Source organism: Alcaligenes aquatilis (genome assembly GCF_003076515.1).
In the GTDB taxonomy this organism is placed as follows: Bacteria; Pseudomonadota; Gammaproteobacteria; order Burkholderiales; family Burkholderiaceae_B; genus Alcaligenes; species Alcaligenes aquatilis.
The window spans coordinates 2,776,402-2,792,794 of the sequence record NZ_CP022390.1; the positions used below are offsets into that span (position 1 = coordinate 2,776,402).

The 16,393-nt window shown below is 56.0% G+C and carries 12 protein-coding genes; 7 read left to right on the forward strand and 5 right to left on the reverse strand.

Features of this window, described 5'->3' with window-relative positions; all coding sequences use genetic code 11:
• The first annotated feature begins 117 nt into the window (after positions 1–117).
• The 4 genes from lldP to dld all read left to right on the forward strand — a co-directional run bounded on the left by lldP (position 118) and on the right by dld (position 5,504).
• Positions 118–1,785, forward strand: a complete 1,668-nt coding sequence (gene lldP, locus CA948_RS12710) for an L-lactate permease (protein ID WP_094195508.1) — start codon at positions 118–120, stop codon at positions 1,783–1,785.
• 79 nt (positions 1,786–1,864) lie between these two features.
• Positions 1,865–2,644, forward strand: coding sequence for a transcriptional regulator LldR (lldR, locus tag CA948_RS12715; protein ID WP_108728179.1), 780 nt, complete (start codon positions 1,865–1,867; stop codon positions 2,642–2,644).
• Entirely contained in the window at positions 2,641–3,780 is a 1,140-nt protein-coding gene (lldD, locus tag CA948_RS12720) for an FMN-dependent L-lactate dehydrogenase LldD (protein ID WP_108728180.1), read from the forward strand. Before lldR ends, lldD begins: the two co-directional genes overlap by 4 nt.
• Positions 3,781–3,782: 2 nt before the next feature.
• Entirely contained in the window at positions 3,783–5,504 is a 1,722-nt protein-coding gene (gene dld / locus CA948_RS12725) for a D-lactate dehydrogenase (RefSeq protein WP_094195505.1), read from the forward strand.
• 204 nt (positions 5,505–5,708) lie between these two features.
• On the opposite strand, the gene CA948_RS12730 is transcribed toward dld, so the two are convergent.
• The 3 genes from CA948_RS12730 to CA948_RS12740 form a co-directional block, all read right to left on the reverse strand.
• A complete protein-coding gene (locus tag CA948_RS12730) occupies positions 5,709–6,269 on the reverse strand; it encodes a GNAT family N-acetyltransferase (RefSeq protein ID WP_159086136.1) in 561 nt (186 codons plus the stop codon).
• 98 nt (positions 6,270–6,367) lie between these two features.
• Positions 6,368–7,369, reverse strand: coding sequence for a 2Fe-2S iron-sulfur cluster-binding protein (locus CA948_RS12735; RefSeq protein WP_108728182.1), 1,002 nt, complete (start codon positions 7,367–7,369; stop codon positions 6,368–6,370).
• An 88-nt stretch (positions 7,370–7,457) separates the two neighbouring features.
• On the reverse strand, positions 7,458–7,979 hold the full coding sequence (locus tag CA948_RS12740) for a MarR family winged helix-turn-helix transcriptional regulator (RefSeq protein WP_108728183.1): 522 nt from the start codon (positions 7,977–7,979) through the stop codon (positions 7,458–7,460).
• Between the two features lie 101 nt (positions 7,980–8,080).
• Between CA948_RS12740 and CA948_RS12745 the strand changes: the two genes are divergently transcribed.
• Positions 8,081–9,058: a Bug family tripartite tricarboxylate transporter substrate binding protein gene (locus CA948_RS12745; protein ID WP_108728184.1), complete on the forward strand. Its 978-nt coding sequence runs from the start codon at positions 8,081–8,083 to the stop codon at positions 9,056–9,058.
• Between the two features lie 18 nt (positions 9,059–9,076).
• Entirely contained in the window at positions 9,077–10,639 is a 1,563-nt protein-coding gene (locus CA948_RS12750; RefSeq protein ID WP_108728185.1) for a sulfatase-like hydrolase/transferase, read from the forward strand.
• Positions 10,640–10,742: 103 nt separating this feature from the next.
• Here CA948_RS12750 and chrA read toward each other — a convergent pair whose 3' ends face one another.
• Complete coding sequence (chrA, locus tag CA948_RS12755; RefSeq protein ID WP_420866715.1) at positions 10,743–11,972, reverse strand: chromate efflux transporter; 1,230 nt, start codon at positions 11,970–11,972, stop codon at positions 10,743–10,745.
• A 289-nt stretch (positions 11,973–12,261) separates the two neighbouring features.
• On the opposite strand from chrA, the gene CA948_RS12760 reads away from it, so the two are divergent.
• The gene (locus CA948_RS12760) at positions 12,262–14,445 is read left to right on the forward strand and encodes a DNA/RNA helicase domain-containing protein (RefSeq protein ID WP_108728187.1); all 2,184 of its coding nucleotides are present in this window, start codon (positions 12,262–12,264) and stop codon (positions 14,443–14,445) included.
• 30 nt (positions 14,446–14,475) lie between these two features.
• Here the strand turns inward: CA948_RS12760 and CA948_RS12765 are convergent, their stop codons facing one another.
• Positions 14,476–15,582 carry a DUF4236 domain-containing protein gene (locus CA948_RS12765; protein ID WP_238988590.1) on the reverse strand — a complete coding sequence of 369 codons (1,107 nt, stop codon included), beginning with the start codon at positions 15,580–15,582 and terminating at the stop codon, positions 14,476–14,478.
• Between the last annotated feature and the right edge of the window lie 811 nt (positions 15,583–16,393).

The following is a 16,393-nucleotide window of genomic DNA, read 5'->3' on the forward strand; positions in this document are numbered from 1 at the left end:
GGATACAATGCGCTCTACCCTTGACGATCTCAAGAAATGGTCAGACCAATTCGCTGGCCTTCAGGTTCGCTTGCGTTACAAGCGCCTCCCCTTTGCTCCTGCGGAGATAGAACAAACATGCAACAAGCGTGGCTGCAGCAATACGATCCCACCGGCAATATCTGGCTGTCGGCACTGATCGCCCTTATTCCAATCATCTTTTTTTTCCTGGCCCTGACCAAGTTGCGCATGAAGGGCTATCTGGCGGGCACGATTACGGTGCTGCTGGCTCTGGGCGTTGCCCTGTTCTTCTACCGCATGCCGGTTTCTGCGGCGCTGGCCTCGGTGGTCTATGGCTTTTTCTATGGTCTGTGGCCCATTGCCTGGATCATTGTGGCCGCCGTTTTCCTGTACAAGATCTCGGTCAAGACTGGCCAATTCGACGTGATTCGTGCCTCCATCCTGTCCGTCACACCTGACCAGCGTCTACAGCTGATTCTGGTCGGTTTTTGCTTTGGCGCGTTCCTGGAAGGGGCGGCCGGTTTTGGTGCACCCGTTGCCATCACCGCAGCCTTGCTGGCAGGTTTGGGTTTCCGCCCCTTGTACGCTGCCGGTCTGTGCCTGATTGCGAACACCGCTCCGGTTGCCTTCGGTGCCATGGGTATTCCTATCATTGTGGCCGGTCAGGTATCGGGTATTGATCCCTTTGAAATCGGCCAGATGGCCGGTCGCCAGCTACCTTTCATGACTATCATCGTGCTGTTCTGGCTGATGGCCATCATGGACGGCTGGCGCGGCATCAAGGAAACCTGGCCTGCGGTGCTGGTCGGTGGTGGCTCCTTTGCGATTGTGCAGTTCCTGACGGCCAACTACATTGGCCCCGAACTGCCGGACATTACCTCGGCCCTGGTTTCCCTGGTCGTGCTGACCTTGTTCCTGAAAGTGTGGCAACCCAAACGCATCTTCCGTTTTGAGACGCAAGAAGGCACGGCCCCCCAGAACAAGACTGCCGAACAGGCCCCTGCAGCACTGACCACAGGCCGCATCCTCAAAGCCTGGTCGCCCTTCATCATCCTGACTGCCATGGTCACGATCTGGAGTGTGCAGCCCTTCAAAGTGCTGTTTGCCGCCAACGGTCCGCTGGCTTCGACCATCGTGAACATTCCCGTGCCCTTCCTGCACAATCTGGTCGAAAAAGCACCACCCGTGGTCGCCTCGGCCACACCCTATGGCGCGGTCTACGCCTTTAACTGGTTGTCTGCGACCGGCACGGCCATTTTGCTTGCCGCCTTGCTCACGATTATCTTCTTGCGCATGAAGCCCGCAAAAGCGGTCGAGACCTTGGGTGAAACCTTCAAGGAGCTGGCTGTACCTATCTATTCGATCGGTATGGTGCTGGCCTTCGCCTTTATCGCCAACTACTCGGGCCTGTCTGCCACCCTGGCACTGGCCCTGGCCCACACGGGCAAAGCCTTCACCTTCTTCTCGCCGTTTCTGGGCTGGATCGGTGTATTCCTGACCGGTTCCGACACGTCTGCCAACGCCTTGTTTGGTGCCTTGCAGGCAACCACGGCGCAGCAGTTGGGCCTACCTGAAGTGCTGATGGTGGCCGCCAATACCACTGGGGGCGTCACCGGCAAGATGATCTCGCCCCAATCCATTGCCATTGCCTGCGCCGCCGTGGGACTGGCTGGTAAAGAATCCGATCTGTTCCGTTTTACCGTCAAGCACAGCCTGGTCTTTGCTGTCCTTGTCGGCCTGCTGACGACCTTGCAAGCCTATGTGTTACCTTGGATGATCCCCTAAGGGCCCGCCCTCATCCTTTATCAGCAAGGTGCACAGACTCGCGCCTTGCTGATTTATCTTTTCGCTACTTTCAAGAACTATGCGCCTCTCTGATCACGTCGCCCAACAACTACTGGCGTTGATTCAATCCAGCGATTTCAAGGCAGGGCAACGTCTGCCCGCCGAGCGTACGCTGGCAGCCCAATTGAACGTGTCGCGTGCTTCGCTGCGCGAGGCCATTCAGCAACTGAACACCCAAGGCATTTTGCGCAGTCAGGTTGGCTCAGGCACCTACCTGACTTCCCAAACGTCTCAATGGACGCAGCGTTCTGTAGACCCGCTGGCCGCCTTGATGCTGTCCGATCCCCAGTACCGCTACGATGTGCTGGAAGCGCGCATTGCTCTGGAAAGCAGCACCACCTGGCACGCCGCCCTGCGCGCCTCCCCCGACGACAAAGACAAGATCCTGCAGTGCTTCGAGCAAATGATTCGCTACCAGCAAAGTGGCGACACCGAGCAATCTGCCCGGGCCGATGCCCAGTTTCACCTGGCCGTTGCCGAAGCCTCCCACAACCTGGTGCTGGTTCAAGTCATGCGAGGACTGTTCGACCTGGTGCTCAGCAGTGTGACCCAGAACCGGGACATCATCATGTTTGTGCACGACTCGCCCGAAACCATCACACATCTGACCGCGCAGCACGAGGCCCTGGTCAAAGCCATTATTGATGGCGATGCGGCCCGTGCTCGCCACGTTGTCAATGAACACCTTGGTTACGTACGCAACACCCTTATTCAGGCCGACGAAGATCTTGCTCGCCGCGAACGAGCCGCGCGCTTGCAGACACTGCCCTCGACCTTAACGGACTCCGCCCTGCCATGATTATTTCCTCCTCGACCGACTACCGGCGTGCCGCCCAAAAACGACTGCCTCCTTTCCTGTTCCACTACATTGACGGCGGTGCCTACGCCGAGCACACCCTGCGCCGCAATGTGGATGATCTGGCCAATGTCGCCCTGCGCCAGCGTGTGCTGAAAGACATGAGCCAGTTGGATACCAGCATTGAACTGTTTGGTGAAAAGCTGTCCATGCCGGTGGCCCTGTCCCCGGTGGGTCTGACCGGCATGTATGCGCGTCGAGGCGAAGTACAAGCGGCCCAGGCGGCCGATGCACACGGCATTCCCTTTACCATGTCCAGCGTGTCGGTCTGCCCGATCGAGGAGGTGGCCCCACGACTGACACGGCCCATGTGGTTTCAGTTGTATGTGCTCAAAGACCGTGGCTTCATGCGCAATGCGCTGGAACGGGCGCAAGCCGCTGGCTGCAGCACTCTGGTCTTTACCGTGGACATGCCCGTACCCGGCGCACGTTACCGTGATGCCCATTCAGGCATGAGCGGCCCGAACGCCGCCCTGCGCCGCTACGCACAGGCCGTCATGCACCCGCGCTGGGCCTGGGATGTGGGTCTACTGGGCCGTCCGCATGATCTGGGCAATATCTCGCGCTACTTGGGCAAGCCGACGGGCCTGGCCGACTATATGGGCTATCTGGGTGCGAACTTCGACCCTTCCATTTCCTGGAAAGACCTGGAATGGATACGCGAATTCTGGAAAGGTCCCATGGTCATCAAAGGCATTCTGGACCCCGATGACGCGCGCGATGCAGTACGTTTTGGTGCCGATGGCATCATCGTCTCGAACCACGGTGGCCGCCAGTTGGATGGCGTCCTGTCCTCGGCCCGCGCCCTGCCCGCCATTGCCGATGCCGTCAAAGGCCAGATCAAGATTCTGGCGGACTCTGGTGTACGCAGCGGACTGGACGTGGTGCGCATGATTGCCCTGGGTGCCGATGCTGCCATGCTGGGCCGCGCCTACATCTATGCACTGGCCGCCGCCGGACAATCCGGCGTCGATCACCTGCTTGGCCTGATTGAAAAAGAAATTCGGGTCGCCATGACGCTGACCAGTGTCAGCAGTATTTCCCAGATCAGCTCTGACCTGCTTGTACAGGAGTCTTGACCATGTCAGTTTCCACCGGCGCTGCGGATTTGTTGCAGCAATTGCGCGCTATTGTCGGCAACCCCCACGTCCTGACGGACGACCGCAGCACGCGTCGTTACCGCAAGGGCCACCGTACGGGTGAAGGCAAGGTGTTGGCCGTAGTGCGGCCTGGAACGCTGCTGGAACAATGGCGCAGCCTGCAAGCCGCTGTCGCTGCCGATTGCATCGTGATCATGCAAGCGGCCAATACCGGACTGACGGGCGGCTCCACCCCCGACGGTGACGACTACGACCGTGACATCGTGCTGATGAACACCATGCGCCTACAAGGCATACAGGTCATTAACGATGGCGAGCAGGTTGTCTGCCTACCCGGTGCCACGCTCGATCGTCTGGAACAGACCCTGGCCCCGCTGGAGCGTGAACCCCATTCGGTGATTGGCTCCTCGTGTATCGGTGCGTCTGTGCTGGGCGGTGTTTGCAACAACTCCGGCGGTGCACTGGTGCGACGCGGCCCGGCCTACACGGAATTGACGTTGTACGCGCAAGTGCTGGACGATGGCACCTTGCAACTGGTCAATCACCTGGGCATCCATCTGGGGGATACCCCGGAAGAAATTCTGAGCCGCCTAGAACAAGGCAAGTACAGTGTCGCGGACATCATCAACGACCCGGAACGCAAGGCCAGCGACCCACGCTACGCCGAAGCTGTGCGCGATGTGGATGCCCAGACCCCAGCCCGTTTCAATGCCGACCCTTCACGCCTTTACGAAGCCTCCGGCTCGGCCGGCAAGCTGTGCATTTTTGCCGTACGTCTGGATACCTTCCCCAAAGAGGCCAGTACCGTTTTCTACATCGGCACCAACGACCCGGACGAACTGACTGCCGTACGTCGCCACCTGCTGACGGACCTGCCCCGCCTGCCTATTGCGGGCGAGTACATCCATCGCACCGCCTACGATATTGGCGAACAATACGGCAAAGACACCTTCTTGCTGATCGACCGTTTTGGTACGGCCAAAGTGCCGTCCGCCTTCGCTATGAAAAGCCGTATCGATGGTTTTTTTGAACGCTTTGGCTGGCGCGGCGTCACCGATCGCGTGATCCAGGCAATCATGAACCGCCTGCCCAGCCACCTGCCGCCGCGTATGCGTGAATGGCGTGATCGCTTCGAGCACCACCTGCTGCTGCGCGTCTCCAACGACACCGCCCAGGCCACGCGCGAATTTCTAAGTCAGCAATTTGAAGGCAGCCAGCAAGGTGCCTATTTTGAGTGCGATGCAGAAGAAGGCCGCAAAGCCTTTCTGCACCGCTTTGCCATTGCCGGTGCCGCCATCCGCTACCGTGAGTCGCACCCCGACAGCGTGGAAGATATTGTGGCGCTGGACATTGCCTTGCGCCGCAACGACAAGGAATGGGTGGAGCAACTGCCGGACGATATGGAAAAAGACATCGTCCACAAACTCTACTACGGCCACTTCCTGTGCCACGTGTTCCACCAGGACTACATCGTCAAAAAAGGCGTGGTTCCTCTGGATATGGAACACCGCATGTGGAAGCTGCTGGATGAACGCCGTGCCGAGTACCCGGCCGAGCACAATGTGGGCCACCTGTATATCGCCAAACCTGCCCTGGCCGGGTTTTACCGCGAGCTGGACCCGACCAACACCTTCAACCCCGGTATCGGCCACACTTCGCGTCGTAAGTGGTGGACAGTTTGCTGCGGCGGCAAGCACGACTAAAGACCGCCTTTTCTTGAAGGCACCCACAGGCTGCCAGCCACTCTTTTTCTTGTCCTGCAGCCTGTCTCTTTCATGCCCCCTTCGTTGAGACCCGCAAGTCGCTGGCCTGCCCAACGGGCAAGCCTTACTCACTACACGGTAACCGTCACTGTGGCGGGAGCAGGAATAACGGTTGGCTGACCGCACTCGGTCGAAACCAAGTTTCTATTCCAAGCAACACAGCAGATGGATATCTTCCGGGTCCAGCTCAAACAAACGGGCATCAGGCTCTGGCGCGATTTCAAAACCATGCGCCCTATAGAAATCCACCGTATTCACTGAAGGCGTGGCCGAGGCATAGACCGCCTTCGCACCCCATTCCACAGCCTGTTTCTTGGCCTGATCCAGCAGCCATACGCCCATGCCCTGCCCTCGCAAGGACTGGCTGACATGCAGAAAGAAAAGTTGACGCCAATCGCCTTGTGGCCCTAGGGGCAAGCTGTCCAGACCCACAGCAGCCAGCAAAGTCTCCCCCTTGAATACGCCCATGAACCAGGCGCCGCGATGAAAGGCGTCCTCATGTTCAGGGTGATATTTTTCCGGATCGCCCTCCGGCCAGCCACGCAGGTCAATATCAGCCGCTTGCTTGTGCAATACGCCATCGCGCAGCTCGTACAAACCGTCGATCCGCTCGCTGCGATCTATGGACCACAGCAGGCTCAGTTCAGATTCTTGAAGGGAACGAAACGTGCAGCCGTCAGGCAGAGAAAGGGAGGAGTCAGGCACAGTATTCCATGCAGATGATGGGATAAAACAAGAGTTAAAACGTATAAGGCTCGATAGTAAACAATCGCCACAGGCGCTGCTATGCAGACGTGGCCTACTCAAGGCGTAAAAAACACATTCACATGCAGGTTCTGCACCATCACTCCGCGTTTGAGCACCATACCGACAGCCTCATCCACCATGGAGGGTGACCCTGCCACATACACCTTCCAGCCATTCAGATCAGGCAGGTCCTGACCCACCGCATCAGTCACCATGCCCCTTCGGTACGGTGCCACCGGCATCCCAGATAACACAGGCGTAAAGCTCAGATTGGGGTAACGTTCTTGCAAGGCTTTGAACTCGTCTTCGCAGTACAAGTCCCGCCGCTCCCGCACCCCAAAATACACATGAATAGGCTGGCTCATGCCCCAGCCCAAGGCCGTCTCTACAATCGACTGGATCGGTGCCAGGCCTGTTCCACCGGCAATACAAAGCATCGGCCCGCCATAGCCATCGCGCAGATAGGATGAGCCTAGTGGCACCATCAGGCTGACCGGCTCACCTTGCTGCAAGACCGTATGCACATAGGCCGAAGCCACCCCACGCGGCACGCGGCGCACGTAAAAATCCAGCTCTGGCGCCCCCGGAGGATTGGCCATGGAATAACTACGCACCGGAGCCTGTCCAAACTTGATATCCGCGTACTGCCCCGCAAAGAAAATCAACGGTTCCTGACCATCCAAACGTATTCGCACCAGCCGGATATCGTGGGTCAGATCCTTGATACAGGACACGGTGCCCGTCAGTTCCCGGGACGGAATCAAGCCCCGAACATCATCGGTCCCTATCCAGCCCACCGTCACATCGGTTTGAGGAACCGCTCTACAGGCCAGAATCAGGCCCCTGGCCTTTTGTTCCTCGGTCAGCGCAAAGCGGGAGTACTCCATCATCTCCACCCGCCCCTTGACCAGGCGCATCTTACAACCCCCGCATACCCCTGTCTTGCAGCCATGAGGGTAAGAGATCCCGTGCTCCAGGGCAGCCTGCAAAATGGTTTGATGATCCTGTGCCTGAATGTGCTCTTGTCTCTGCTGGATAAGAATAGTTTTGCCAGCCATGCTTGCCTCTCCTCGCTCCTTTCGGGCCATAGTGCTGCACTCTTGCTCGCGAAGCAATCAGAAGTCATAAGCCGGTGCGCGGACCAACTTATCGATTCCGACGAGCCCGCTCCTGCACCACATTACTTTCCAGCACTAAAGCCGCCCGGCTGCTAATCCGGTCCAGCATGCTGCTCAGGGCCGTCATTTCTGCGGCACTCAGGTCCTGAAAGATCTCCTCGTTCAAGGAGGCCACAATCGGCATGACCTCCTTGTAACGCTGCATACCCAACTCCGTTACCGAGACATGCACCACACGCGTGTCTTTGGTATCGCGCGTGCGCTTTAACAAGCCCTTTTCACACAGAGAGCTGACCGCCCGGGAACAGCGTGCCGTATCCAGCGATACGGCCTCAGCCAAGGCCGTGCCCGTCAAGGCGGGGTGCATGCTGGCGATAGCCAGAATGCGCCATTCACGGCGCGTGATATTGAAGCGCCCCTCGCACAAGCGAATAAAAATCGGGTTGCCTGCTGACCAGGCCCGATACAACTGGAACATCATCATGGCCGGAAGCGTAGGAGCCGGAACGGCGCTTGCCGGGGTAGAAGAAGACGGGGAGGGGCTGACCATAGAAGGACCTTTAGCCTTAAAGATACTTGATTAGAACAAGTATCAGCCCCCTTGGTAAGCTGCGGTAAAAACTGATGGAAATCAAAAAAAGGAGACAAATCATGACCAAGAACCGCCTTCGCGCCACGCTAACAAGCTGTCTGCTGTCAGGGCTGTTGTTCACTGGCTTATCCCATGCAGCCACCCCCATTGAAAACCTGACCGTCGTTGTCCCTTATGCCCCCGGAGGCGCCTCTGATCGAGCTGCCCGCATTGTGTCAGACAGCCTGCACCAAAAACTTGGCATTCCCGTGGTGGTCGAGAACAAAACCGGCGCGGGGGGCCGAATTGCCGCCCAGTATGTCAAAAATACAGCGGCAGACAAGAATGTGCTGATCCTGGCCAATCCCGCCATCATGGTGGTCGCCCCCCTGGTTTTCAACGACATCCCGTACAAGCCCGACAGCGACTTTCAAGCGGTTTCCATGGTGACCGAATACGGCTTTGGGGTGGCCGTATCGGCAGACAGCGACATTAAAACCATGGATCAACTGATCACCTGGGCCAAAGCGCATCCCGGTGCTTTCAATATCGGTGTTCCCGCCACTGGCAGTCTGCCGCACTTCTTTGGCCTGATGCTGTCCCAGCAAATTGGCTCCAAGGGCGAGATTATTGGCTACCGTGGCTCGGCCCCTGTGATTACCGACCTGATCGGTGGCATTTTGCCCGTGGCCATTGATACGCTGGATGTGCTGACCGCCCAACACCAAGGCAAACGCATCCGCATTCTGGCTACCTCCGGCAGCGAGCGTGAAACCGCCCTGCCAGACGTCCCCACCCTAAAGCAGTCGGGTGTTGAGCTGGAAGCCTCGGGCTGGAATGCTTTCTTCGCCCCCGCCTCCATGCCTGCCGACAAAGTGACCCAGCTGGGCGAAGCGATCAAGGCTGTCACCAGCGACCCGGCCCTGCAAGAGACACTGCTAAAAAATGAATTGATCCCTGTGTCTGCCAATGCAGAAGAAACCCGCGTCCGCATCGAACAATTCCGCCAACAATGGGCACCCGTTATTCAAGCCTCCGGCTTCAAAGTCACGCAATAAACCAGCAACACAAACAACATGACACAACGCAAAAACGTCCTGTTCATCATGGCCGATCAGCTACGCGCTGATCACCTGGCCTGCTACGGGCACCCTCATATTCGTACCCCCCATCTGGATGCACTGGCTGCCAAAGGGGTGCGCTTTGATCGCGCTTTCGTTAACTCCGGCGTTTGCGGCCCATCGCGCATGAGCTACTACACAGGCCGCTATCCTTCTACTCATGGTGCCACCTGGAACCGCGTGCCCTTGTCGGTAGGCGAGGTCACTATGGGCGAGTACTTGCGCGCCGGTGGGCACAAGCTGGTGCTGGCGGGTAAAACCCATATCATGGTTGACCACAAAGGGCTGGAGCGACTGGCACTGGACGGCGGCAGCGAGCTGGCCCGCCTGCTAAAAACAGGTGGCTTTGAGGAAATAGACCGCTACGACGGCCATCACGAACCGGGCGAAGAAAGCGGCTACCCGGCCTACCTGCGACGTCATGGCTACCAGTCCGATGACCCATGGACAGACTTTGTCATCTCCGCACGCGGCCCTGATGGAAAGGCCGTCAGCGGCTGGCATATGCGCAATGCCCGCTACCCCTCTCTGGTGGAAGAAAAGCACTCGGAAACGGCCTATATGACGGATCAGGCCCTGTCCTTCATGGAGCGCATGGGAGACGAACCCTGGGTCCTGCACCTGAGCTACGTCAAACCCCATTGGCCCTATATTGCCCCCGCGCCCTACCACGATATGTACAGCGCAGATCAATGCCTGCCCGTGGTCCGCAACGAGGCCGAACTTAGCAACGCGCACCCTGTGCTAGAAGCCTACCGCCAGCAAGAAGAATGCGTCAGCTTCTCCAGCGACGCCTGCGTGGAGACCGTCCGACCCGCCTACCAGGGGCTGATCACCCAATTGGACGACCACCTGGGTCGCTTGTTCGACTTCATGTCCCGCAATGGCCTGATGGACAACACCCTGATCATCTTCACCGCCGATCACGGGGACTTCCTGGGCGATCATTGGCTGGGCGAGAAAGAGCTGTTCTACGACACCGTGCAGCGCGTGCCTTTCATCGTCTACGACCCGTCTCCGGAAGCGGACGCCACGCGTGGAACCGTCGATGACAGAATGGTCGAAGCCGTGGATGTACTGCCCACCATGCTCTCCTGGCTGGGCCTGCCACCGGCCCCGCACCGCATTGAGGGACGAGACCTGCTGCCCCTGCTGCACGGTGCCCAGCCCCCCTGGCGCGACTGCGTGTTTTCCGAACTGGACTACAGCTATCGACTGGCGCGCGTGCTACGTGACAAATCACCGTCCAATGCCAGAGCTTGGTCCCTACGTAGCGACCGTTGGCGTTATGTGTATTGGCTGGACGAGCCCGAGCAGCTTTACGATCTGCATGCAGACCCAGAACAGTTCAACGACCTGGGCCAATCTGCCGAGCATGAGCACATACGGGAGGAATGCCGGGAACGCTTGCTGCAATGGTTCACCAGCCTGAAACGCCGTACTACCGTGACGGAAGAAGAAGTCGAACGCGGCACCAATGCGTATAAAAAGGCAGGGGTGTTTTTTGGGCAGTGGTAAAGCCTAGAAGCTTGCTTGGCTTGGCGCTGTCAGCCTGAAGTCTGAAAGCGCCAAGCCACCGTCTTTCTACAGGTCAAGAGCACGCAACCAGGAGCCGCTATCGTCAAAGGACAGAGATCCCCCAGGCTCCCAACCCCGCTAAAAGCACCACCACGACAGGGGGCACCCGCCCTACCGTCAGCAAACCGAACAAAAGCAAAGCCAGCGCAACATCTGCCCGACTGTGAATGGCACTGGTCCACACCGGGTCATACAGAGCCACACCCAGAATGCCGACCACACCTGCATTCACACCGGCCATCGCCGTCCGCATCCCTGCCCTATGCCGCAAACCCTGCCAAAAAGGCAAAACACCAATCAGAATCAAGACCGCCGGTATAAAAATCACCACCAATAAAACCAGTCCACCCAGCCATCCGTGCAAGGGCCCTTGAGCCATCGCCCCGATATACGCCGCAAAGGTAAACAAGGGTCCCGGTACCGCTTGAGCTGCACCGTAACCCACCATCAAATCCGCATTGCTGACCACCCCGCTCGGCACCACCGAGGCCTGCAATAAAGGCAACACTACATGCCCGCCCCCAAACACCAAGGCCCCGGAGCGATACACGCCTTCCAGCAACTGCGCCGTAGACGAACCCGTCGCCGCTGCCCAAACAGGCAAGGCAATCAGCAGGCCCGCAAACAGCAGCAAAGCCACTATCCCCACCTTGCGCGACACCGGATACGCATGGGCCTGCGCCGCACCTGCCTGAATTGCATCCAGCCTCCACCAGGCCAGCAGACCCGTGATCACAATAGCGGCCACCTGCCCAAACGCAGAGGGCAGCAAAAGGCTCAACAAAGCCGCCAGAATCGCCAAGGCCGCTCTGGCGCGATCAGGACATAAAGAGCGAGCCATCCCCAGCACCGCCTGCGCCACAATCGCAACAGCCACGATCTTGAGACCATGCACCCAAGCAGACTCGGCAACCCCCTGGAACCCGGCCAAACTCAAGGCAAACAGAATCAACACCATCGCCGAAGGCAAGGTAAAACCCGTCCAGGCAGCCAGTAAACCCCACCAGCCCGCACGCCCCAAGCCAATCGCCATCCCCACCTGACTGCTGGCCGGCCCTGGCAAGAACTGACACAAGGCGACCAGATCCGAATAACTGCGATCATCCAGCCAGCGACGACGTTCCACAAACTCCGCACGGAAATAGCCCAGATGTGCGATCGGCCCACCAAATGAGCTCAAGCCCAGTTTCAGGAAGGCCCAAAAAACCTCCAGAGGCTTGCCCTGCTGCATCGCCACCTGCTGCACTAAAGGCGTATTCCTAGAACCATTCATCGCTGTTAGAACTCCCCCGAAAGTCGTCAGATGCACTTACACGCTGCGCCTGAGTCTACTTGTCTTTTGTTATAGCTATGCGAGGTTTCAGGCAGTTAGAGTTAGCACCATCCTGATCCACGTATCTGAAACCATGACACGCCCTGGCATCCACATCGGCCTGCCCAACTTAAACAGAAAAGGTCTCAAAACCAGCTCATCCCAATAGGCTATGATTTACCAGCCATGTCAAACGGACAGAAACCGAGCAAAACCTACCAAGAAAAATAGAGATCATTCATCCAGCGCCATGAGTCAGCCACATCGTGTAGAAGTAAACCAATACCTGTTTTCAAACCTTGCTTTGGCGGAGATAAGATCCAATGCTTATGCTGCTGGGAACTGGCCCTTGGTTTACATCCTGAGTCACAAAGCCAAACGACGCGCCTATGTCGGAGAAACGACCAGTGCGCTAAACCGCCTGAACACCCACCTGCTACACGAGCATAAAAAACTGCTCAACACCGCTCATTTGATCAGCAGCTCACATTTCAACAAATCCGCTACGCTAGATATCGAGTCCACTCTGATTAAATATATGGCAGCTGATGGATGCTTCGAGCTGCTCAACGGAAATCTTGGCCTGACCGATCACAACTACTATCAAAAAGACGAGGTCTACAGCCAAATCTTCCGGGAGGTCTGGGACAAGCTACGGGGCCAGGGAATCGCCAAACACTCACTGGAGTCGATTGATAACTCTGATGTTTTCAAATACTCGCCCTACAAAGCCTTGTCATTCGATCAACGCCAGAGCCTGATTGAAATCCTGCGCGCTTTGCTTGATGACAACGTTCGTCACTTGCTTGTACAAGGAGGCGCTGGAACCGGAAAGTCCGTTCTGGCAATCTTCTTGTTCAAACTGATTCACACCGACCAAGCAGAGCTGAATCTTCAGGATTTCTCGGAAGAAGAAAACGAGCTCCGCACACTGCTGACTCAGTTCAAACAACGTTACCCCAATCCCCGCATGGCCCTCGTGGTTCCCATGGCCTCATTTCGGGCTACGTTAAAACGCGCTTTCAAGAACGTGGCAGGCTTGCATCCTGATATGGTGATCAACCCATCTAGACTGGCCCAGAAGGACTACGACATCGTCTTGGTCGATGAGTCACACCGACTACGCCAACGTATAAACCTTGGATCCTACTATAAGCATTTTGACCAGGCATGCGCCGCCTTGGGTTTGGACAAACACACTTGCAGCGAAGTGGACTGGGTGACTCAACAGGCAAAAAAAGCGATTTTCTTCTATGACCCGAATCAATCGATCAGGCCATCGGATGCAAATGCGGCGGACTTCCAAAAAATAAAGCAATCAGAACAATCGAAGGTCATGACCTTGACCTCTCAATACCGCGTCCAAGCAGGCCAAGACTATGTGGATTTTATTGACCGGCTCCTTCATATCCAGCTCTCGGAAAACGAGCAACTGCGAACTGGGAAATATGAGTTTTTGTTCTTTGACAACGCAGCTGACTTAGTCAGGGAAATTGAGCAAAAGAACCAGCAACATGGCTTGGCTCGACTAGTGGCCGGCTACGCCTGGCCATGGGACTCCAAGAAAAACCCCAATCTTCACGACATCGAAATAGACACCGTAAAACTGCGTTGGAACCGAACCAATACAGACTGGATCAACACAATCGGCGCAGAAAATGAGGTCGGCTGCATTCACACAACCCAAGGCTACGACCTGAATTACACCGGCGTTATCTTTGGGAAAGAGATCAGCTACGACAGTGCCACCAACGAAATTGTCATCGACGAAAACAACTACCTGGATCGTAATGGCAAACACTCTAAAAAAACGGCAACTGAGCTGAAGCAGTACATCCTCAATATCTACAACACCATCATGCTTCGTGGGATCAAAGGCACCTACGTGTATGCCTGCGACCCGGCGCTGCGCGAATACCTGAAAAAACATATTCCCAGCTACCGCCCCACCCCAAGCCAAGACCTGCCACCAGCACCCAAACTAGTGCCGTGGGTAAATGCAGTTCCTCTCTACGATCTGCAAGCCGCAGCAGGCAGCTTCAGCGAGCAACAGCACGTAGAACAAACACAATGGGTTGGCGTGCCACAGAATGTAGAACCCAAAAAAGACATGTTCGCCTGCCAGGTTGTCGGTGAATCCATGAACATGATCATCCCGAATGGTTCCATTTGCCTGTTCCGCCAAGATTCGGGCGGCAGCCGCAACGGCAAGATCGTCCTGGTGGAATGCCTGGCGCCCCAAGACGGCGATGAAGGCACACAATTCACCGTCAAGGAATATGAAAGCACCAAAACCCATACTGAGGACGGCTGGGAACATAAAAGGATTTTCTTGAAACCCCGCTCCAGCGACCCGAGCTATGAAGTCATCGAGCTAAATGCCGATAACGCCTATCGCTATCGGGTGGTGGGGGAGTTCGTGATGCTGCTCTGACCAGCAGCATCCACCCTCATAAGGCCACCATCAAAAAGGTTCAATGGCCTTGAACACACCTGTCTTGCTCATATTGCGCCGAAGATCAAACTGAGCCAGTGCCTCCACCACGTCAATCATCTCAAGAGCCTGGAAATTGAGCTCAGACCATTGAGCACGATCCACATTCACAGAATACAAATAATCATCACGCAACTGCCCAGTAGCTGGGTCATGGCGCTGAGAAAAGCCCGATAGCGTAATGCGCTGAACAACGGGAAGTGCCGCAAAGGTCTCACCAATAATTCGGAAGCCTACCCCATGCACATGGGCCATATAACGCTTACGAGCCTGAACCATGGGCAAGTCCTTCACTGATAACTTCAACCCCCTTGCCGGAACCGCAGCAATCTTCGAGGGCATATCTTCAATCTCCGGCAAATCCACATCCAAACAAACACGAGCCCCCTGCTCCGTAATCTCCAGCGATATCAATGTCTCCCGAGGCCACGCAATATCCTGCAAAGTGGCTTCCAGCCACTGCTCCATCGCGGCTGTATCGTGATAGATGTCTTCTTCTAAAAGCTTACGCCGCTGCTCTTGTTCATAAGCATGTTGGGATTGCTCACTTTTCCACGCTGCCAACAAACCTTGATACTCCATGACCCTCTGCTGATTACGCAGATTCAGTTGTTCCACACGTCTCGGGAATAACTTCTCCCACCACTTGGCTCGCGGCAAGACAGGGGCTATAGGCTCGGAACGATGAAACTGATCCGGGACGTACTTAGGCGCAATATCAGGAGCAGGAGTATCTAGATGAATGCTGGCCACCGCCTCACATTCACTATTTATTTCATCGCATTTACGCTGGATCAAGCTTTGGATAGCCTGGCGATTTTGCTTCTTAGCCAACTCCACAAGCGACTCAGAAACAGGCTCACCATCCTGATCATGGAAGCTCAACATCCCTTGATCCGTGACCTCACACACCAAAGAGAAAGTCTGTACTTGCTTAACAGACTGGCGCGGCTTGGGGGCAGGCGCTGCTTTATATAAGGAATGACGGGCAGAAAAACCCAAAAAACTGGTATTGAGATGCGCCCCACGTTTCCCAACATTCACCGTTGAGCCTCTCGGCCCCAAAGTCCAGCTCATACCCGAGCCACTCAAATTCATGCGTATGCCTGGAGCCAACTTGATAGATCGCCGAAAACGTACAGCCACAACTCCCTCCACGATTTTTAATAGTTTTAGAAGCTTATGATTTTTCAGAAAAAGGCTTTGAAATACCGAAAATCTGATGGAGATATATAACACCGAGCCGTCATTAACTCAAAGCTAAAGGCGGCTAACGACGTGGCCTGTCTACTGAATGGAGATAGGCAGAAAGGAGCAAGAAATGCGATAGCTACAGACAAAGGGAAACGGCACAGTAGCTATTCTGTATTTGTCTAAATGCTCGGAAATATTCCCTGATCAGGGATTCAAGCTGCGCCTATCTTCTAGCTGCTTGAGCTGCAGGAAGCTTTAGGGATGGAGCCAGAGCCTAAATCGGGCCAGCGCGTCTTGCGGCTGGGGATTTTGAGTCGGTGATTTACAGTGTTTCTACCGGGAAATGGGGCGAATTCTAACGTAGATTGAAATAGGTGAAACCAGTTTAAAATCAGTAGGTTAGCGTATTTTTTCTGAATTGGTGAAAACTGGGCACTGTACCTGTACTTCACTGAAAAAATCAGTGTGAAGCGAGTAACAATTACGCTGGTCACTGGCTCCGACTTAAGCTGCCTTGAAGCTGCTGGAAGAGATTCCTAGCTCTCATTAGTCCACAAAGGGACAAGCTCTTTCATACACTTGAGAGGCCTTGACTCGAACTCAGGCTCCGTGAGTACCGTCAAGTGTATTGGAGCGCCATACACTCTCGTTGCGCTCACAAGCACCTCCCGCAAAGCATAGTAAGTTTCTATCA